Here is a 17,255-nt window from a genome sequence, read left to right as displayed (position 1 = left end):
AAGGCGATCATTTTCAACGATCGCCCGTTGGATGGTTTCAGTGTTGCAGGCAACACCGGGAATAGAAAAAGGCTATTAATTCGATAGTCTGCTATTTTTCAAGGATGGTCTACCCTCAGATTTGACGTCTGAAACAAGGGGGACTTTTCATGCTCGCGCAACTTCCACCGGCCTTACAGAACCTGCAATTACCGCTTCGATTGCGACTCTGGGACGGCCATGAGTTCGATCTGGGGCCGACGCCCAGCGTCACCATTGTGGTCAAGGACCCCCACATGGTTACCCAGTTCACCCATCCCAGCCTCGATGCGTTGGGGGCGGCGTTTGTCGAAGGCAAGCTAGAGCTGGAAGGCTCCATCAGCGACGTGATTCGTGTCTGCGATGAATGGAGTCAGGCGCTGATCAACGAAGACGAAGATGAGCAACCGGTGCGCTCGGTTCACGACAAGGAAACCGATGCCAAAGCCATCTCCTACCATTACGACCTTTCCAACGCGTTTTACCAACTGTGGCTCGACAGCGACATGGCGTATTCCTGCGCCTATTTCGAAACCGGCAGTGAAACCCTCGAACAAGCTCAACAAGCCAAGTTTCGTCACCTGTGCCGCAAGCTGCGGTTGCAACCAGGCGAGTATCTGCTGGATGTCGGTTGCGGGTGGGGCGGGTTGGCGCGGTATGCGGCTCGTGAGTTCGGCGCGAAGGTGTTCGGGATCACGCTCAGTAAGGAGCAATTGGAACTGGCTCGCGAACGGGTGAAAGCCGAAGGCCTGGAGGATCAGATCGAACTGCAACTGCTCGACTACCGCGATTTGCCTCAGGACGGACGCTTCGACAAGGTGGTCAGTGTCGGCATGTTCGAACACGTTGGCCATGCGAATCTTGCCGAGTACTGCAAAACCTTGTTCGGCGCGGTGAAAGAGGGTGGCTTGGTGATGAACCACGGGATCACCGCCAAACACATCGACGGTCGTCCGGTCGGGCGCGGTGCCGGTGAGTTCATCGAGAAGTACGTGTTCCCCAACGGCGAGCTGCCGCACCTGTCGATGATCTCGGCCGAGATCAGTGACGCGGGGTTGGAGATCGTCGATGTCGAGAGCCTGCGCCTGCATTACGCGCGGACCCTGGACCACTGGAGCGAACGCCTGGAGGACAATCTGGAAGCTGCCGGCAAACTGGTGCCAGAACAGGCTTTACGGATCTGGCGGTTGTACCTGGCGGGATGCGCCTATGCCTTCGCCAGAGGCTGGATCAACCTGCATCAAATCCTCGCGGTGAAAGCCCATCCCGATGGCAGCCATGAACTGCCATGGACCCGCGACGACATTTACAACCCTTAAAGAATCGGTGAAATAAGCCGGGCGATCCGCATGCCGACCTGTTGCAGGCGGCGGGTCTCCCGGCCTTCTTCTTTGGCGATCTCGTGAGCCTGGGCGAAGTCATCGTTGAGCATCTGTTCCACTTCGGCGGCAAATACGCTGTCGACCGTCAGTAACATCACTTCGAAATTCAGCCGGAACGAACGGTTGTCCATGTTGGCGCTGCCAATGGCGCTGATTTCGCTGTCGATCAGCACTACTTTCTGATGCATGAACCCCGGCTGGTAACGGAACACGCGCACCCCGGCGCGTACTGCTTCGAAGGCATAAAGGCTGGAAGCGGCGTAGACGATCCGGTGATCGGGCCGCGACGGCAACAAAATCCGTACATCCACACCGCGCAACACCGCCAGTCGCAACGCGGCGAATACCGCTTCGTCGGGGATGAAGTAAGGGCTGGTGATCCATACCCGTTCCGTCGCCGCATGGATGGCTTCGACGAAGAACAGCGAACAGGTTTCGTAGGAATCCGCCGGGCCGCTGGCCAGCAATTGGCAGAGCACGCCGTCGTCCGGATAAACCTCCGGCAGGATCAGCGGCGGTAACGAACGGGCCGCCCAGAACCAGTCTTCGGCAAAGGATTCCTGCATGCAGGCCACCACCGGCCCGCGCACTTGCACGTGGGTGTCGCGCCAGGGTGCCAGGGGTGGTTTCTCGCCCATGTATTCGTCGCCGACGTTGAGCCCGCCGACAAAACCGACAATCCCGTCGACCACGACGATCTTGCGGTGGTTACGAAAATTGACCTGAAAGCGGTTGAGCCAGCCGCTGCGGGTAGCGAAGGCTTTGACCTCGATACCGGCATCGCGCAACGGTTGCACGTAACTGTGGGGCAGGGAGTGGCTGCCGATGCGGTCGTAGAGCAAGTAAATCGCCACGCCCTCTGCAGCTTTCTTGGTCAGCAAGGTGTGCAGGCGTTGGCCGAGGCGGTCATCGTGGATGATGAAAAACTGGATCAGCACCGCTTGCCGGGCGTTGCTGATGGCGTCGAAAATCGCATCGAAGGTGGCTTGGCCATCGATCAGCAAGCGCACTTCGTTATTTGCCAGGCACGGCATGCGTCCCAGTTTCGGCATGGCCCTCAAAGACGCGTAGGCGCTGGAGGCACGAGCAGCCAGTGCCTCTTCTACCCAGGGGCGCCAGTTCAGCTCGGAGATGGCCTTGCGCATTTCCTCGTTGGCTTGCCGCCGGGCCTTGATATAGCCATCGAAGGTGCTGCGGCCGAAGACCAGATAAGGGATAAGCGTGAGGTAGGGAATGAACAGCAGTGACAGAGCCCAGGCGATCGAGCCCTGAGCGGTCCGAACGGTCAATACGGCATGGATGGCGGCAATCGAACCCAGCGTGTGCAGCATTGCGATCAGATAACCGAAAACATGCGGTCCAAAATAATCCATGGGGCAGCCTTGCTCCTGAAGATTCAATGCTTAACAGACCATGTTCCGGGCAGAATGTCGCTATTTAATTGGCCCATGAACCGAAGCCCGTGGCTGACGTCTAACGGCCACTAATGATCAGGAGTTACTCGATGAACGTTCGTCTGCTGGGTTTGGCCATTGCGTTTGGTTTGACACTTCCTGTGGCTGCTCAGGCGCAGATGTTGCAACCGGGTTTGTGGGAAATGACTTCAAGCAACATGAAGGTCGATGACCAGAACCTGCCCGACCTGCAATTGATCCTCGGCCAGATACAGAGTCAGATGACCCCTGAACAGCGCGCGCAGCTGGAGAAGCAGGGCATCACAATGGGCGGTAAAGGGATTCGGGCTTGCCTGACTCCTGAGCAGGTGAAGACCGACAACATTCCACTGACGGACCCGCAATCGGGCTGCAAGCAGCAAATTACCGAACGCACCGGCAATCAGTGGAAATTCCGTTTCAGCTGTCCGAAAGCGCAAGGTGCGGGTGTCGCCACATTCCTCAGCGATCGAGAGTTCACGACCAAGGTCAACGGCACTTTCAACGCCACCGGCATTCAGCAGAAGGGTAGCCTTGATACTCGCGCTGTGTGGTTGGGACAGGATTGCGGTACAGTGAAGCCAAGAGCCTAAAAGCATCGCGGGCAAGCCCGCCCCCACAAGGTCATACGCGATCCCTGTGGGAGCGGGCTTGCCCGCGATGACGTCCGTTTAGTCACCTTGAATCTTGGGCGGATTCAACAATTCACACACCGCCTCAATTCCTTTCTCTCCGAAGTTCTCTCCGTTGCCGCTGCGCATACTGACAAACCCGCCGTCCTTTTCCTTCTCTCCCACTACCAACAGATACGGCACTTTCTGGCTGTGCTGGCGAATCTTGTGGCTGATTTTCTCGTTACGCAGATCCGAGTTGGCCCGCAGTTCGCGGCGGCGCAGTGCCTGGGTCACTGAGTGCGCATAAGCGGTCTGACGTTCATCGATGTTCACGACCATCACCTGCGGCGGCGCTCGCCAGGTGTCCAGCTCCTGTTGGCTGGACCAGCACGTGCCGTAGATCCGTTGCTGAGACGTGCCGCTGATATGGTCCAGAGTGAACGCTTGCAATACCTTGGTGGTGGGAACATGCGGGCCAGCGGCGAAACTTTCAAAATCCCCCAAGCGATACAGCGATAACCGTTCGGTTGACGTCGCCTGGGGAGCTGGTTCCCGGCGGATCGAATGGTTGGTCGTCGCCAGTGCATGCATGCGCGCTTCGATAACTGGCAGCTCGGCCAGAGTTAAAGAGCGCTGGAAAGCAAACTCATAAAAGAAACCATCACCCAGCGACGATCCGGCTCGCAACTGCGCATTCGGATGGAGCTGTTTGACGGCCATGGCCAGCATCAGCGCGCAGGAACGGCGAAGGATCTCCAAGCCATCGGGTTCCTGGGGCGTGACGATACTGACCCGGGCATCGCCCTCGATCAGGAACCCACAGTCCACCAACACGCCGTCGACGCGACCGGCCACCGCCGCGTTGGCCAACCCGAGACTGATAGTTGCAGCGACTTCATACACAGTCAGCGGCTGATCGTACTCACGCAATGAACCATCGGGCAGGGTGATGTGGATCATGATCGTGTTCTCGAAAGTTTTCGATAACGCGCGCTAGCGCATAAACCGTAGGGCTAAACCCTGGCAGCTGTCATTAAGACGTTGGTCGTGCCAGGCAATTTGCCCCGACACCACCGTGGTTCTGACGCTGTGGCGAAAACGACGGTGGATGAAAGGCGTCCAGCCGCATTGAGAGAGGATCGGTTGCCGGGAAACGACAAGGCCATCGGGCTCGGGTTTGATCAATACCAGGTCGGCCCAGTAGCCTTCGCGCAGGTAGCCGCGGTCGGGGATGGCAAACAGATCGGCGACCCGGTGACTGGTCTTGGTCACGAGGGTGGTGATCGGCAATATCTCATCGGACACCAGCTCCAGCAACGCGGGCAGGGCGTGTTGCACCAACGGCAAACCGGACGGAGCCTGACAGTAGGGCTGCTGCTTTTCGGCCCAGGTATGAGGCGCGTGATCACTGCCGATCACATCCAGTCGATTGCTCAACAATGCTTTGCGCAAGGCATCGCGGTCGGTCTGAGTCTTGATCGCCGGGTTGCACTTGATCAGGTTGCCAAGGCTCGGGTAGTCGCGATCATCGAACAGCAAGTGATGCAGACAGACTTCGGCGGTGATGCGTTTCTGTGCCAGCGGCTGGTCTTCGAACAGCGCCAGTTCGCGGGCCGTGCTCAAGTGTAAAACGTGAAGTCGGGTGCCGTGTTGCCTGGCCAGATCAACGGCCATTGAGGAGGAGCGAAAGCACGCTTCGGCGTTGCGGATCAGCGGGTGAGCGGCGGGCGGAAGGTGCTCGCCGAACAGCTCTCGCAGGTTCGCGGCATTGGCTTGGATGCTGGGTGTGTGTTCGCAGTGAGCCAACAAAATGGTCGGCACCTCGGCGAAGAGCCGCTCAAGAATCCGTGGATCGTCCACCAGCATGTTGCCGGTGGAGGCGCCCATGAACACTTTGACTCCGGCCACCTCACAAGGATTGAGCCCGGCGACGGTATCGAGATTGTCGTTGCTCACACCGAAATGAAAACCGTAATTGGCCACTGAACTCGTCGCCGCTCGACGCTTCTTGTCGGCCAGCGCGGCGAGGGTCAGGGTGGCCGGGGAGGTGTTGGGCATGTCCATGAAACTGGTGATACCGCCAGCCACTGCAGCCCTGGATTCGGTATGGAAGCTGCCCTTGTCCGGCGCTCCGGGATCGCGGAAATGCACTTGGTCATCGATCATGCCCGGCAGCAGCCATTGGCCGTTGGCGTCGATTTCCACGGCGGCCGTTTCACCTTCGATACTGCTGGCGATCTTGACGATGCGACCGTGGCTTACCAGCAAATCACCGTCGAATTCACGACCTTCATTGACCAGCCGGGCGTTGCGAATCAACACGCTGCTCATGGTCAGAATTCGTTTTGCAGGGCTTTGTAGCCCCGCACCAAATCGACGTTGGTACGCGCCACGTCCTCGGAAAACTCCGAGGCGCTGACGCTCACCGGTGGAAACTGCGACAGGTCAGTGTTGGGGCCGATGCGCGTGGTGGAGGGCACGTAGAAGTCTTCAGGCAAGTCACGACCGTCGACCACCGAGTTGTGCCGCACCACGCAACCGTCGCCCACCGCGCAGTTGAACAGCACGCTGTTGAACCCGATGAATACGCGATTACCGACGGTGCAGGGGCCATGCACGATGGAGCGGTGGGCAATGGAGCTGAACTCGCCAATGTTTACCGCGGCCCCCGACTTGGAGTGGATCACCACGCCGTCCTGGATGTTCGAATTGGCGCCGATGGTGATCGCTTCCATCTCGCCCGAGTCGTCCACTTCGTCGGCGCGAATCACCGCGTAGGGACCGACGAACACGTTCTCGCCGATCACCACTTTGCCGCAGATGATGGCGGTTTTATCCACGTACGCCGACTCTGCAATCAACGGAAGATCACCCGAAGGATTCTTGCGGATCATGGCTTGCTCAACGCCTCATACAAGGTGTTGAGGTTGTATTCGAACAACCCGGCGAATGTGCTGGCCGGGCCGGTCGCCGCGAGGGCATCGGAGTACAGAGTGCCGCCGATGTGCGCGCCGCTTTCATCGGCGATTTGCTTGAGCAGGCGTGCGTCCTTGATGTTTTCCATGAACACCGCTTTGACCTTGGCCTGACGGATCTGCGTGATCAGCGCAGCGACTTCGGCGGCCGACGGTTCACGTTCGGTGGACAGCCCTTGAGGCGCCATGAAGTCGATGCCGTACGCCTGACCGAGATAGCTGAAGGCGTCATGGGAGGTCACGATTTTGCGATTACCCGGCGGCAGCGAACCGAGCTTGGCTTTGGCCTCGGCGAGCAAGGCATAGATTTTTTTCAGGTAGGCCTGGCTGTTGTGTTCGTAGTCGATTTTGTTAGCTGGGTCGGCGGCGATCAGCGCTTTGCTGATGTTGCTGATGTACAGCTCGGTGTTCGCCAGGTTGTGCCAGGCGTGCGGGTCCGGGATGGTTTCGCCATCTTCATCCAGCGAGCGTGGAATGACACCGTGGCTGGCGCTGATGACCGCGGCTTTGGTCTCGGTGCTGGTCACCAGACGGTCAAGCCATGGCTCGAAACCTAGCCCGTTCTTGATGATCAATCTGGCCTTGAGCAATGCCTTTGCATCGTCCGGGGTCGGCTCGTAGGTATGGGCATCGGCGTCCGGCCCGACCATGTTGGTGATCTGGATATGGTCGCCGCCGACCTGATGGGTCATGTCGGCGAGGATGCTGAAGCTGGTGACTACCTGGAGTTTTTCCGCGGCAGACAGTGACATCGACAGCATCAGACTGAACAGCACGAGTAAAGCGCGCATCGGGTTACACCTCATTGGGATGTGAGCAAAGGCGGGCGGCGCAGCAAACCGTGCACCGGACCGAACACCACGGACAGCAAATACAAAGCGCCAGCCACCAGCACGATCGCCGGGCCGCTGGGTAGCGAGTAGTAAAACGACAACAACAAGCCGAGCCAGACCGAGAGGCAACCGAGCAGTGCGGCGATGACCATCAGTACCGGCAAGCGACGACTCCAGAAGCGAGAAGCAGCGGCCGGCAACATCATCAGACCGACCACCATCAGGGCGCCGATGGCCTGGAAACCGATCACCAGGTTCAGCACTACCAGGGTCAGAAATACCCCGTGAGCCAATGGCCCGAGGCGGCTGACGGTTTGCAGAAAGAGCGGGTCGAGGGTGTCCAGCAACAGAGGTTTGTAGATGAGGGCCATGGCGATCAGGCTGAAGCCCGAGACCCAAATCATGCCGGTCAAAGTCGGCCCATCGACCGCGAGCGCCGAGCCGAACAACAGGTGCAACAGGTCCAGTCGCTTACCGGCAATGCCGAGGATCAGCACGCCGCTGGCCAGCGATATCGGGTAGATCGCGGCTAGGCTCGCGTCTTCCCGCAGGCCGGTGCGGCGGGTGATCCAGGCGGCCAGTCCGGCCATGCTCAGGCCCGCGCCGAGGCCACCAATGGTCAACGCGGGCAGACTCAACCCGGCGAACCAGAAGCCCAATGCGGCGCCGGGCAAGATGCCATGAGCCACCGCGTCACCGATCAGGCTCATGCGCCGTAGAATCAAAAACACCCCAAGCGGTGCCGTGCTGCACGCCAGAACGAGACCACCAAGCAACGCCCGGCGCATGAATACGAATTCGTGGAACGGTTGCCAAAGCTGAGCGGCAGCGATCATCAAGCCACCTGCGTCTGGGGTTGTTGGCGAATCAGATCGGTACTGAGACCGAGGACGCAGCCGCTGCTTTTGATCAATAGGGCTTGGGGGATGTGTTGACGCACGGCGGCCAGGTCATGACACACAACGACCAGGGTTCGGCCTTCGGCATGCCAGGCGTGGATGTGTTTCCAGAGCAGCGCCTGACCGAGTTCGTCGAGCGCGGCGTGGGGTTCGTCGAGCAGCAGCAAGGGAGCTTCGGCGAGACTCAAGCGGGCGAGCAGGGCACGTTGCAATTCGCCCCCGGAGAGGGCCATCAATGGGCGATGTTCCAGGCCGGTCAGACACCAGTCTTCCAGCGCAGACTTGAGGCGCTGGCTGCGAATCTCCGGAGTTTGCTTGCTGCCCCAAAAACCGGCCGCCACTAACTCTTGCAGGCTGATGGGGAATTGCCGGTCCAGATGTTGCTGCTGAGGCAGGAACGAAAGGCCGCCTTTGCGTGGAACATCAATGATGACTTTTCCTGCCAGTGGCTTTTGCAGACCGGCGATGACTTTTAGCAGGCTGCTTTTACCCGAGCCATTGGCACCGATGACAGCGGTCAGACTTCCTTTGGGCAACTGAAAATCCACCGATGGAGTGAGCGGTTGACCGGGTGCGCCCCAGCGCAAGGCTTGGCATTGGATCATGCGGCCTCCCAATTCCAGCGACTTTCAGCGACAGCATCGTGGGCATGAAGACTTTCGGCGTGAACGACTCGCACGTGAAAGGCGTTGATTCCGGCGGAGCGTTTCAAGGCCAGGTTCAAGCGTCGGGCAGCGTCTTCGCAGAACATCAGGTTCTGTCCATTGGCGAGGGCGAAGGCTTGTTCATCGGCGCGTTTTACGGCGGTTTGCACTGCGGTGCCGAGGGCTGCTTCCGCATCGTTGATCGCGGCGATCAACGGCAGGTCATCCAGATAGTCGTCCAGACGAAGCTGCAATTGCGCATTGCTGCGTTGGCTATGCGGCGTGGCGACGATGCCTTTCGTGGAGCCGAGCCAAGCCAGAACGTCAGCGTGTTGCAGCGCCTTGTTGGCAAAGTCATCAACGAATTGTTGCTGAATCAACTGCCGCGAAAGTGCTGCTGAGCACGGACAGGTTGAGGAATAAGGCACATCGATTTTTAGTTCCACGTGGAACATCGCGCTTTTCAAACTGGCTTCGATGCTCACCGGATAAGTTTTCCAACCGGCCAGTGGACTGACGAGCGCAGGTCTTTTGAGCAATAGTTCGGTGTGAATTTTTAGGTAAGCGTTGTGGGAAAGCCCTTCATGGGTTTCGAGAAAATTCTGCAAGACTCGCCGCAATAACGCGGGCGAAAGGTTTTCCTGCTCAAGCATTTCCAACGCCAGATACAGCCGCGACATATGGATGCCACGCGCCTCTCCATCGTCGAGGCTAACGCCAGCGTCGGCCTTTGCGCTCAGTCGCTGGCCATCGAATAAAACAGGAAGAGCAATGCCGCACATGCCCACCCAATCAAGTGGCAGGGCTTGGCGTGAGGCCTGCGCGGCGATATCCGGCAGAGTCAGCGCATTCATGAGCAGGTCCATCGTGGGAGTTGATTTGGCATGTTATATTATAACAATAAAATCGACGATGCCTTTTTCGTGAGCGGGCCTTCACCATGCACAGACGTCACTTGCTCAACCTGATTCTGGCCAGCGCGGCCTTCGCTTTTCCCTTTAGTGCGTCGGCCACGCAAATTCGCAATGCACGACTGTGGCGTTCGGACGACAAGCTGCGATTGGTGTTCGATCTGAGCGGGCCGGTGCAATACAAGACGTTTTCCTTGAGCGCTCCGCAGCGGCTGATCATCGATCTGAGTGGCGCCAATCTCAGTGGCGACCTCAGTCAATTGGCACTCAGCAACACGGTGATCCGCTCTATTCGCTCCGGACATTTCGGCCAGGGTGATACGCGGATCGTCCTCGACCTCAGCGGCCCGGTGCAGCTCAACAGTTTCCTGCTGGCACCACAGGACGGGCAGGGGCACCGATTGGTGCTCGATCTGAAGAGCGCTGCGCCGCTACAGATCGCGGCGCCGCCGCTGGATAAGCGTGAACCCGTCACCGACAAGGCCCACCCCAAGCGCGACATCATCGTGGTGGTCGACCCGGGTCATGGCGGCAAAGACCCAGGCGCGGTCGGTGCCAAAGGTGAGCGGGAAAAAGACGTGGTGCTGTCGATCGCCCAATTGCTGGCCAAGCGGCTGAAGCGCGAGAAGGGCTTCGACGTGAAACTGGTGCGCAACGACGACTTCTTCGTCCCGCTGCGTAAACGCGTGGAGATCGCCCGCAAGCACAATGCCGACATGTTCATCTCGGTTCACGCGGACGCGGCGCCGCGTCTCACCGCTTCAGGTGCGTCGGTGTACTGCCTGTCCGAAGGCGGCGCGACCTCGGCCACGGCGCGCTTCATGGCACAACGGGAGAACGGTGCAGACCTGCTGGGCGCCACCAGCCTGCTCAATCTCAAGGATAAGGATCCGATGCTTGCCGGGGTGATTCTCGACATGTCGATGAATGCCACCATCGCCGCCAGTTTGCAGTTGGGCAGCACGGTGCTTGGCAGTCTGGCAGGCATCACCACGCTGCATCAGAAGCGCGTGGAACAAGCGGGATTCGCCGTGTTGAAGTCGCCGGATGTGCCGTCGATTCTGGTGGAAACCGGCTTCATCTCAAACGCCCGCGACAGTCAGCGACTGGTGACTGCCCGCCATCAGCAAGCCGTGGCGGATGGTTTGTTCGAAGGTTTACAGCGCTATTTCCAGAAGAACCCACCGATGAACAGCTATATCGCCTGGCAGCAGGAACAGAAAAAGACCCAGGCCTAGCAGCCAGTCATCCGGCTACACGTGAACTTGCCGCTACTGCCGCCGGAACTGGAAAAACGATTGATGGTTGTCCAGCCAACCCGGCGGTTGTAGCCGACCCAGGCTTCGCCATCGGACGCGATGCCCGTGAAGAATGTCAGTTGCCCGTAGCGGCTGTTGGTTTGCGCCCATTGGCGTTTGCCGGCTACTTCGAAGCCGCGCAGATAGATCGTGCTACCGACGGTATTAACGCTATAGGCATTGCCGTCGACATCCACGCAAGCCAGCAGATTGGCGCTGCGGGTGCAGTTGGCCAGGCTAGGGATTTGTCCCCAGGCATCGACCGCGATCAGCAGCGAAAAGCTCAACAGCGAGAATTTCAGAGCGTTTCCCATGGCATTTCTCAAAGGGGCGAACGAGCTAAAGCATCGTGCCCTTTGTCGTGAGGAACAAGAGGGGAGTGGCTTATTTGTGTTGTTATACTATAACATAAAAATACACCCGCTCTGATGATCCACCGCCATGACTGAACAAGAACTCCTCGCTCAACCCGCCGCCGATTACATGAATGACGCCCAGCAAGGCTTCTTTCGCGACCTGCTACTGGCTCAGCGCAGCGAGCTGCAGGAGCGCATTAGCGGCGAGTTCGACGCGTTGCGCGAGCAGGAACCCCACAGCGATCCCGCTGACATCGGCAGCGCCGAAGAACAGCGCCAGTGGCAACTGCGCCTGCTGGAGCGGGAAAAGAAGCTCCTGGACAAGATTGACGAAGCCCTCGAACACCTGGCTCGCGGTGAGTACGGCTGGTGTCGCGAAACCGGTGAGCCGATCGGCCTCAAACGCCTGCTGCTGCGACCCACCGCCACTCTGTGTATTGAAGCCAAAGAACGTGAAGAGCTGCGCGAACGCCATCAACGGGCGATTTGACCGGCCACATCCGATGAGGAATACCTGATGCCCAATCGTCTCCCCGTGACCGTCCTGTCGGGCTTTCTCGGCGCCGGAAAAAGTACACTGCTTAATTACGTACTACGTAATCGCGAAAATTTGCGAGTCGCGGTGATCGTCAATGACATGAGTGAGATCAACATCGATGGCAGCGAAGTTCAACGTGATGTGAGCCTGAACCGTGCCGAAGAAAAACTCGTGGAAATGAGCAACGGCTGTATTTGCTGCACCTTGCGCGAAGATTTGCTCGAAGAGGTCAGCAAACTCGCCAAGGACGGTCGTTTCGATTACCTGTTGATCGAGTCCACGGGCATTTCCGAGCCTCTGCCCGTAGCGGAAACCTTCACGTTTCGCGATGAAGAAGGGCAGAGCCTGGCCGACATCGCGCGGCTGGACACCATGGTTACCGTGGTCGACGGCATGAATTTCCTGCTCGACTATCAGGCTGCCGAAAGCCTCGCATCCCGTGGCGAAACGCTGGGGGAGGAAGACGAACGCTCGATCACCGACCTGTTGATCGAGCAGATCGAATTCGCCGACGTGATCCTGATCAGCAAGATCGATTTGATCAGCAGTAGCGAGCGCCAGGAGTTGATCGCGATCCTCGAACGGCTCAACTCCCAGGCGGAAATCATTCCGATGGTCATGGGCGAAGTGCCGCTCAAGAAAATCCTCAATACCGGGCGCTTCGACTTCGAAAAGGCCGCTCAGGCACCGGGATGGTTGCAGGAACTGCGCGGTGAACACGTACCGGAAACCGAGGAATACGGTATCGCCTCCACGGCTTATCGGGCACGGCGACCGTTTCATCCACAGCGCTTCTTCAGCTTCATCGACCGCCCGTGGGTGAACGGCAAATTGCTGCGTTCCAAAGGCTATTTCTGGCTGGCCAGCAAACACAGGGACGCTGGTAGCTGGTCCCAGGCCGGCGGTTTGATGCGCCACGGTTTTGCCGGGCGTTGGTGGCGCTTCGTGCCAAAAAACCAGTGGCCGCAAGACGAAGAAAGTACCGCCGGGATCATGGAAAACTGGACGACGGCTACCGGTGATTGCCGCCAGGAACTGGTGTTTATCGGCCAGAACATCGACTTCGCGCAACTCACCGTCGAACTCGATATCTGCCTGCTGACGGACGATGAAATGGCCTTGGGCGTCGAGGGGTGGCAGTTACTGCCCGATCCGTTCGGTCCTTGGCACGAAGAGGCGGCCGCCTGATGTTGGCGCCCAGTCTTAAGCTGCGACCGGTCATTCGCCAGGTTCAAGGTGATACGCCAAAAGCGCTGACCGGGATTCTGGACGACGGCGTGAACCTCGCCCTCTGGCAACGCCAACTCCCGGCGCACATTGCCGATTTCGGTCGTTTGTTGTTGTCCCTGAACGAGCCGCTGGCCGAGTCGCTGTCCCTGGAAATGCCCAGCGATGACGCCGAACCCAATCTCCACGGTTTAGCCTCAGGCTTCAGCGATCTGGAAGGCTACGAAGGCTTTATCGCCGATGTTTCATGGCTGGTCAGCGCCTTCGCCTGCCTGTTGGGCGCCCAGCGTATCGGCCTGCGCCTGCGGGTTCTGGACACAGCCATGTGCCCGCGTTTCCACGTCGATCACGTGCCGGTGCGGTTGATCACCACCTACGCAGGTATCGGCAGCCAGTGGCTGAAAGAAGGGGCGATCGATCGCCGACAATTAGGCAAACCTGACGCCGAACCGCAGGACGAGTCGCTGATCCAGCAAATCACCAGTGGCGAAGTGGCGTTGCTTAAAGGGGAGAAGTGGCACGGCAACGAAGGCTTCGGTTTGATCCATCGTTCGCCGCAACCGGCGCCGGGCGAGCGTCGTTTGATCCTGACCCTCGACTGGCTGAGTTAACGCTTAAGGTTTGAGCCAGGTTCCCTGGCTCTGGGCTTCGCAAAACGGCTTCAAATACGCCGCATCGGTGGCCACGCCGTAATAGTGAATATCCTGCCGGTAAGGCATATTGGCAACTTGAGCGTTGCTGCACACCCCGAACGCGCCGGTAGGGCATTGGTCGACGTACTGCACCTCGACTTTCTGCCCGGGCAGATTCGGCTGGCAGAAACCATCGGCGAACAGTTTTTCCGGGATGTTGCGGTTTTGCTGGCAAACCTTCACGTCGAGCCGCTCAGCCGTGCTGTGCACCACGCAGGCCTGGGCCAGCGCTTCGCCCGATGTGAGCGCCAGAAGCAACGACCATCCCATCAACCGCATCCTTTACCTCCTCAGAAAACCTCGACCATGTTGCAGAACATTCCCACCCACGTCATTGCCGGCCCGTTGGGGGCCGGCAAGACCAGCCTGATCAAGCACCTGCTGGCACAGCGGCCCGCGGGTGAGCGCTGGGCGGTGTTGATCAACGAGTTCGGCCAGATCGGTCTGGATGCCGCGCTGTTGACCCAGGACGCCGATGGTATCGCACTGGGGGAAGTGGCCGGGGGCTGTTTGTGTTGCGTCAATGGTGCGCCGTTTCAGATCGGCCTCGGGCGGTTGCTGCGCAAGGCACGACCGGATCGACTGTTCATCGAACCCTCTGGGCTGGGACATCCGGCGCAGTTACTCCGGCAATTGAGGGAGGCGCCGTGGCAAGGCGTCCTGGCGGTGCAGCCGTGCGTGCTGGTGCTGGATGCCCAGGCGCTCGCGGCTGGAAAACCGCTACCTGCGGCACAGCAGCAAGCGTTGGACAGTGCCGGGTTGCTGTTGCTGAACAAGGCAGAAGGCCTCGACGACAGTGATCGCCAACGAATCGCCGCGCGGTTGCCGACGCGTCCTTTGTACTGGACGCAGCAAGCGGTTTTGCCATTGAGTGAGTTGCCGGGGCTCGGGGCTCAGGCTGTCGGGGGTGTGGATAACTTCGTCGTGCCCAAGGGATTGGCGCAGATGCCGGCCATCTGGACCGACCCCACACTGCCAATTTGCTTGAGTCAGGCGCAAGAGGGCGGCTGGAGTGTTGGATGGCGGTGGCATCCAAGTCAGATATTCGACTCCGTATTGATCGGGGAGTGGCTTGAGCGCCTTGAATGGCGGCGGGCGAAGCTGGTTATCCACAGCGTAGAGGGTTGGGTGTCGGCGAATGCGCTGGATAACTCGTTATTGGATTGGCAACCCAGCGAATGGCGTCGGGATTCGCGTATTGAGCTGATTTTCAGTGAGCAGCAGGCTGTCCCAGAACTGCAGGAAGGTTTGGCGGGGTGCCGCACTTAGGCAAATTAGCGAGTTTTTGTGCCGTTTTTGAAGGCCTCATCGCGGGCAAGCCCGCTCCCACAGGTACAGTGTGAACCTTGTGGGAGCGGGCTTGCCCGCGATTGGTTTTAACTGACTGACATCTGACTCACGGACGCCACTTGGTGTGTTCTTGCCGCCACTGGCTCAGTTCAATCACCTCGGCTCTGGGCCTCGCGATATCGACCACCGGCGGAGTGTCGTCGAACGGCATCGGGTAGGGCGCGAGCTCGATCTGTGCGCTATGGGCGCCGAACTGAGTGATGGTGCCAGTGTGGCGGGTTTCGCCGGTCACGGTGAATTCGAAGTTATACACACGGGCCAGGCGCCGACGGCCGTTGGCGTCTTTAATGAAAGCGATCTTCTTCAAGGCTACGTTGCCGTCCAGCAGCTCGATCCGCAGCTTGGCGCAATGCTGCATGGCCCGCTCCAGCGCGCGTTCGCGCAAGCCGTGGTTGTGCCACAACCACGCGCCACCGGTGGCGAGCAGCATCAGCACGAAGATATTTCCGAGGGTCAGCATCAACAGGGTGCTCCAACAAGATAGTGCCAGCTTAACTGCGTCGCCGGTCTGTCGTACAGGCTGTGTTTAGTCGCATACTGCGCGGCTCCAATTTCAATCGTTTGACGGAAAACTCACCGAATGAAGCGTACGCCCCATCTGCTCGCCATCCAGTCCCACGTGGTGTTCGGCCACGCTGGCAACAGCGCCGCGGTTTTCCCGATGCAGCGGGTCGGGGTGAATGTCTGGCCGCTCAATACCGTGCAGTTCTCCAATCACACGCAATATGGCCAGTGGGCGGGTGAAGTGCTGGCCCCGCATCAGATTCCGGAATTGGTGGAAGGCATCGCCGCGATTGGCGAGCTGGGCAATTGCGATGCCGTGTTGTCTGGCTACCTCGGTAGTGCGGCCCAGGGCCGAGCGATTCTCGCGGGCGTGGAACGAATCAAATCGATCAATCCAAAAGCGGTGTACCTCTGTGACCCGGTGATGGGGCATCCGGAGAAGGGCTGCACCGTTCCAGCCGAGGTCAGCGATTTTCTGCTGGAAGAGGCGGCAGCGGTGGCCGACTTCATGTGCCCGAACCAGTTGGAGCTGAACAGCTTCTCGGGGCGCAAGGCGCAGTCATTGTTCGATTGCCTGGCCATGGCGCGAGCGCTGCTGGCGCGCGGTCCGAAGGCGGTGCTGGTCAAGCATCTGGACTATCCCGGCAAATTGGCGGATGGCTTCGAGATGTTGCTGGTGACCGCTGAAGGCAGCTGGCACCTGCGTCGGCCGCTGCTGGCGTTTCCGCGTCAGCCGGTGGGCGTTGGCGATCTGACTGCCGGGCTGTTCCTGGCGCGCGTGCTGCTGGGTGACAGTCTGGTGAGTGCCTTCGAATTCACCGCGGCGGCGGTGCATGAAGTGATGCTGGAAACCCAGGCCTGCGCCAGCTATGAGCTGGAACTGGTGCGGGCGCAGGACCGGATTGCCCATCCGCGGGTGCGGTTCGAAGCGACGGCGATCAGCCTTTAAAAGCTTCGCGGGCAAGCCTTGCTCCTACACAGGGATGGCGCATTACCCGTAGGAGCGAGGCTTGCCCGCGAAAGCGATCTAAAGACCGAACACGTCAGGCGTCGCCCTTGATGTCCTGATAACGCTTTTCCAGTTCCTGACGAATCTGCCGACGCTGCTGGGCCTGCATGTACCGACGCTTGTCTTCACTGTTCTGCGGTTGCAGCGGCGGGACCGCGGCCGGTTTGCGCTGGTCATCCACCGCGACCATGGTGAAGAAGCAGCTGTTGGTGTGGCGCACCGAGCGCTCGCGGATGTTCTCGGTCACGACCTTGATGCCCACCTCCATCGAGGTGTTGCCGGTGTAGTTGACCGAGGCCAGAAAAGTCACCAGTTCGCCGACGTGAATCGGCTCGCGGAAGATCACCTGATCCACCGACAAGGTCACCACATAGCGGCCGGCATAGCGGCTGGCGCAGGCGTAGGCCACTTCATCGAGGTATTTGAGCAGGGTGCCGCCGTGGACATTGCCAGAGAAGTTGGCCATGTCGGGGGTCATCAATACCGTCATCGACAGCTGGGCGTTTCCGGGTTCCATAACGTACTCACGGGTTCAAGGCAGGATTCGGGGTTACACCTCTGTGGGTGCTTGG

Annotated in this window: 20 protein-coding genes; 8 read left to right on the top strand and 12 right to left on the bottom strand. The window is 59.3% G+C overall.

Going from position 1 to position 17,255, the window contains the following annotated elements; all coding sequences use genetic code 11:
* Positions 1–149 precede the first annotated feature (149 nt).
* The gene (gene cfaB, locus AB7M22_RS26855) at positions 150–1,337 is read left to right on the top strand and encodes a C17 cyclopropane fatty acid synthase CfaB (protein WP_454188295.1); all 1,188 of its coding nucleotides are present in this window, start codon (positions 150–152) and stop codon (positions 1,335–1,337) included.
* On the opposite strand, the gene cls is transcribed toward cfaB, so the two are convergent.
* Entirely contained in the window at positions 1,334–2,773 is a 1,440-nt protein-coding gene (gene cls, locus AB7M22_RS26850; protein ID WP_454188294.1) for a cardiolipin synthase, read from the bottom strand. The genes cfaB and cls overlap by 4 nt on opposite strands.
* A gap of 131 nt (positions 2,774–2,904) precedes the next feature.
* Between cls and AB7M22_RS26845 the strand changes: the two genes are divergently transcribed.
* Positions 2,905–3,426 (top strand): DUF3617 domain-containing protein, encoded by a 522-nt coding sequence (locus tag AB7M22_RS26845; protein WP_008007839.1) that lies wholly within the window; start codon positions 2,905–2,907, stop codon positions 3,424–3,426.
* A 78-nt stretch (positions 3,427–3,504) separates the two neighbouring features.
* On the opposite strand, the gene AB7M22_RS26840 is transcribed toward AB7M22_RS26845, so the two are convergent.
* The 7 genes from AB7M22_RS26840 to folE2 are packed head-to-tail and all read right to left on the bottom strand — an operon-like array spanning position 3,505 to position 9,652.
* A complete protein-coding gene (locus AB7M22_RS26840; RefSeq protein WP_454188293.1) occupies positions 3,505–4,407 on the bottom strand; it encodes a His/Gly/Thr/Pro-type tRNA ligase C-terminal domain-containing protein in 903 nt (300 codons plus the stop codon).
* A 33-nt stretch (positions 4,408–4,440) separates the two neighbouring features.
* Positions 4,441–5,778: a dihydroorotase gene (locus AB7M22_RS26835; protein WP_454188292.1), complete on the bottom strand. Its 1,338-nt coding sequence runs from the start codon at positions 5,776–5,778 to the stop codon at positions 4,441–4,443.
* Between the two features lie 2 nt (positions 5,779–5,780).
* On the bottom strand, positions 5,781–6,341 hold the full coding sequence (locus AB7M22_RS26830) for a gamma carbonic anhydrase family protein (protein ID WP_454188291.1): 561 nt from the start codon (positions 6,339–6,341) through the stop codon (positions 5,781–5,783).
* Complete coding sequence (locus AB7M22_RS26825) at positions 6,338–7,213, bottom strand: metal ABC transporter substrate-binding protein (RefSeq protein WP_454188290.1); 876 nt, start codon at positions 7,211–7,213, stop codon at positions 6,338–6,340. The genes AB7M22_RS26830 and AB7M22_RS26825 overlap by 4 nt, the downstream gene beginning before the upstream one ends.
* A gap of 11 nt (positions 7,214–7,224) precedes the next feature.
* Complete coding sequence (locus AB7M22_RS26820; protein WP_007896554.1) at positions 7,225–8,091, bottom strand: metal ABC transporter permease; 867 nt, start codon at positions 8,089–8,091, stop codon at positions 7,225–7,227.
* Positions 8,091–8,759 (bottom strand): metal ABC transporter ATP-binding protein, encoded by a 669-nt coding sequence (locus tag AB7M22_RS26815; RefSeq protein ID WP_454188289.1) that lies wholly within the window; start codon positions 8,757–8,759, stop codon positions 8,091–8,093. Before AB7M22_RS26815 ends, AB7M22_RS26820 begins: the two co-directional genes overlap by 1 nt.
* Positions 8,756–9,652 (bottom strand): GTP cyclohydrolase FolE2, encoded by an 897-nt coding sequence (folE2, locus tag AB7M22_RS26810; RefSeq protein ID WP_454188288.1) that lies wholly within the window; start codon positions 9,650–9,652, stop codon positions 8,756–8,758. The genes AB7M22_RS26815 and folE2 overlap by 4 nt, the downstream gene beginning before the upstream one ends.
* An 86-nt stretch (positions 9,653–9,738) precedes the next feature.
* Here folE2 and AB7M22_RS26805 point away from each other — a divergent pair, with 86 nt between their 5' ends.
* Positions 9,739–10,947: an N-acetylmuramoyl-L-alanine amidase gene (locus tag AB7M22_RS26805; RefSeq protein WP_454188287.1), complete on the top strand. Its 1,209-nt coding sequence runs from the start codon at positions 9,739–9,741 to the stop codon at positions 10,945–10,947.
* On the opposite strand, the gene AB7M22_RS26800 is transcribed toward AB7M22_RS26805, so the two are convergent.
* Positions 10,944–11,321 (bottom strand): glutamine synthetase, encoded by a 378-nt coding sequence (locus AB7M22_RS26800; RefSeq protein WP_454188286.1) that lies wholly within the window; start codon positions 11,319–11,321, stop codon positions 10,944–10,946. The two genes, AB7M22_RS26805 and AB7M22_RS26800, sit on opposite strands and share 4 nt — an antisense overlap.
* Before the next feature lie 127 nt (positions 11,322–11,448).
* Between AB7M22_RS26800 and dksA the strand changes: the two genes are divergently transcribed.
* Genes dksA through AB7M22_RS26785 form a run of 3 tightly spaced genes read left to right on the top strand, consistent with a single transcriptional unit; the run spans position 11,449 to position 13,739 of the window.
* Complete coding sequence (gene dksA, locus AB7M22_RS26795) at positions 11,449–11,853, top strand: RNA polymerase-binding protein DksA (RefSeq protein ID WP_007896547.1); 405 nt, start codon at positions 11,449–11,451, stop codon at positions 11,851–11,853.
* A 27-nt stretch (positions 11,854–11,880) separates the two neighbouring features.
* Positions 11,881–13,089, top strand: a complete 1,209-nt coding sequence (zigA, locus tag AB7M22_RS26790; protein WP_454188285.1) for a zinc metallochaperone GTPase ZigA — start codon at positions 11,881–11,883, stop codon at positions 13,087–13,089.
* Positions 13,089–13,739: a DUF1826 domain-containing protein gene (locus tag AB7M22_RS26785; RefSeq protein ID WP_454188284.1), complete on the top strand. Its 651-nt coding sequence runs from the start codon at positions 13,089–13,091 to the stop codon at positions 13,737–13,739. The genes zigA and AB7M22_RS26785 overlap by 1 nt, the downstream gene beginning before the upstream one ends.
* Positions 13,740–13,742: 3 nt before the next feature.
* On the opposite strand, the gene AB7M22_RS26780 is transcribed toward AB7M22_RS26785, so the two are convergent.
* A complete protein-coding gene (locus AB7M22_RS26780; protein WP_008073576.1) occupies positions 13,743–14,099 on the bottom strand; it encodes a hypothetical protein in 357 nt (118 codons plus the stop codon).
* 27 nt (positions 14,100–14,126) lie between these two features.
* Here AB7M22_RS26780 and AB7M22_RS26775 point away from each other — a divergent pair, with 27 nt between their 5' ends.
* Positions 14,127–15,089, top strand: coding sequence for a CobW family GTP-binding protein (locus tag AB7M22_RS26775; RefSeq protein WP_454188283.1), 963 nt, complete (start codon positions 14,127–14,129; stop codon positions 15,087–15,089).
* Positions 15,090–15,216: 127 nt separating this feature from the next.
* On the opposite strand, the gene AB7M22_RS26770 is transcribed toward AB7M22_RS26775, so the two are convergent.
* The gene (locus AB7M22_RS26770; RefSeq protein WP_454188282.1) at positions 15,217–15,630 is read right to left on the bottom strand and encodes a DUF3301 domain-containing protein; all 414 of its coding nucleotides are present in this window, start codon (positions 15,628–15,630) and stop codon (positions 15,217–15,219) included.
* Positions 15,631–15,750: 120 nt separating this feature from the next.
* Between AB7M22_RS26770 and pdxY the strand changes: the two genes are divergently transcribed.
* Positions 15,751–16,623: a pyridoxal kinase PdxY gene (pdxY, locus tag AB7M22_RS26765; protein WP_007896534.1), complete on the top strand. Its 873-nt coding sequence runs from the start codon at positions 15,751–15,753 to the stop codon at positions 16,621–16,623.
* 94 nt (positions 16,624–16,717) lie between these two features.
* On the opposite strand, the gene AB7M22_RS26760 is transcribed toward pdxY, so the two are convergent.
* On the bottom strand, positions 16,718–17,200 hold the full coding sequence (locus AB7M22_RS26760) for an acyl-CoA thioesterase (protein WP_007896533.1): 483 nt from the start codon (positions 17,198–17,200) through the stop codon (positions 16,718–16,720).
* Positions 17,201–17,255: the final 55 nt, after the last annotated feature.

The organism is Pseudomonas sp. ADAK2 TE3594, from assembly GCF_053628675.1.
The sequence above is the reverse complement of the archived record's forward strand: the minus strand, read 5'-3'. Positions and strand labels throughout refer to the sequence as shown.

What these genes read in the sequence shown, in the direction of transcription:
- AB7M22_RS26760 (WP_007896533.1), bottom strand. Translation starts at nt 17,200, where the DNA reads ATGGAACCCGGAAACGCCCAGCTGTCGATGACGGTATTGATGACCCCC.
- AB7M22_RS26830 (WP_454188291.1), bottom strand. Translation starts at nt 6,341, where the DNA reads ATGATCCGCAAGAATCCTTCGGGTGATCTTCCGTTGATTGCAGAGTCG.
- AB7M22_RS26775 (WP_454188283.1), top strand. Translation starts at nt 14,127, where the DNA reads ATGTTGCAGAACATTCCCACCCACGTCATTGCCGGCCCGTTGGGGGCC.
- pdxY (WP_007896534.1), top strand. Translation starts at nt 15,751, where the DNA reads ATGAAGCGTACGCCCCATCTGCTCGCCATCCAGTCCCACGTGGTGTTC.
- cfaB (WP_454188295.1), top strand. Translation starts at nt 150, where the DNA reads ATGCTCGCGCAACTTCCACCGGCCTTACAGAACCTGCAATTACCGCTT.
- AB7M22_RS26815 (WP_454188289.1), bottom strand. Translation starts at nt 8,759, where the DNA reads ATGATCCAATGCCAAGCCTTGCGCTGGGGCGCACCCGGTCAACCGCTC.
- AB7M22_RS26800 (WP_454188286.1), bottom strand. Translation starts at nt 11,321, where the DNA reads ATGGGAAACGCTCTGAAATTCTCGCTGTTGAGCTTTTCGCTGCTGATC.
- AB7M22_RS26770 (WP_454188282.1), bottom strand. Translation starts at nt 15,630, where the DNA reads ATGCTGACCCTCGGAAATATCTTCGTGCTGATGCTGCTCGCCACCGGT.
- AB7M22_RS26820 (WP_007896554.1), bottom strand. Translation starts at nt 8,091, where the DNA reads ATGATCGCTGCCGCTCAGCTTTGGCAACCGTTCCACGAATTCGTATTC.
- AB7M22_RS26805 (WP_454188287.1), top strand. Translation starts at nt 9,739, where the DNA reads ATGCACAGACGTCACTTGCTCAACCTGATTCTGGCCAGCGCGGCCTTC.
- dksA (WP_007896547.1), top strand. Translation starts at nt 11,449, where the DNA reads ATGACTGAACAAGAACTCCTCGCTCAACCCGCCGCCGATTACATGAAT.
- zigA (WP_454188285.1), top strand. Translation starts at nt 11,881, where the DNA reads ATGCCCAATCGTCTCCCCGTGACCGTCCTGTCGGGCTTTCTCGGCGCC.
- AB7M22_RS26785 (WP_454188284.1), top strand. Translation starts at nt 13,089, where the DNA reads ATGTTGGCGCCCAGTCTTAAGCTGCGACCGGTCATTCGCCAGGTTCAA.
- cls (WP_454188294.1), bottom strand. Translation starts at nt 2,773, where the DNA reads ATGGATTATTTTGGACCGCATGTTTTCGGTTATCTGATCGCAATGCTG.
- AB7M22_RS26840 (WP_454188293.1), bottom strand. Translation starts at nt 4,407, where the DNA reads ATGATCCACATCACCCTGCCCGATGGTTCATTGCGTGAGTACGATCAG.
- folE2 (WP_454188288.1), bottom strand. Translation starts at nt 9,652, where the DNA reads ATGAATGCGCTGACTCTGCCGGATATCGCCGCGCAGGCCTCACGCCAA.
- AB7M22_RS26835 (WP_454188292.1), bottom strand. Translation starts at nt 5,778, where the DNA reads ATGAGCAGCGTGTTGATTCGCAACGCCCGGCTGGTCAATGAAGGTCGT.
- AB7M22_RS26780 (WP_008073576.1), bottom strand. Translation starts at nt 14,099, where the DNA reads ATGCGGTTGATGGGATGGTCGTTGCTTCTGGCGCTCACATCGGGCGAA.
- AB7M22_RS26845 (WP_008007839.1), top strand. Translation starts at nt 2,905, where the DNA reads ATGAACGTTCGTCTGCTGGGTTTGGCCATTGCGTTTGGTTTGACACTT.
- AB7M22_RS26825 (WP_454188290.1), bottom strand. Translation starts at nt 7,213, where the DNA reads ATGCGCGCTTTACTCGTGCTGTTCAGTCTGATGCTGTCGATGTCACTG.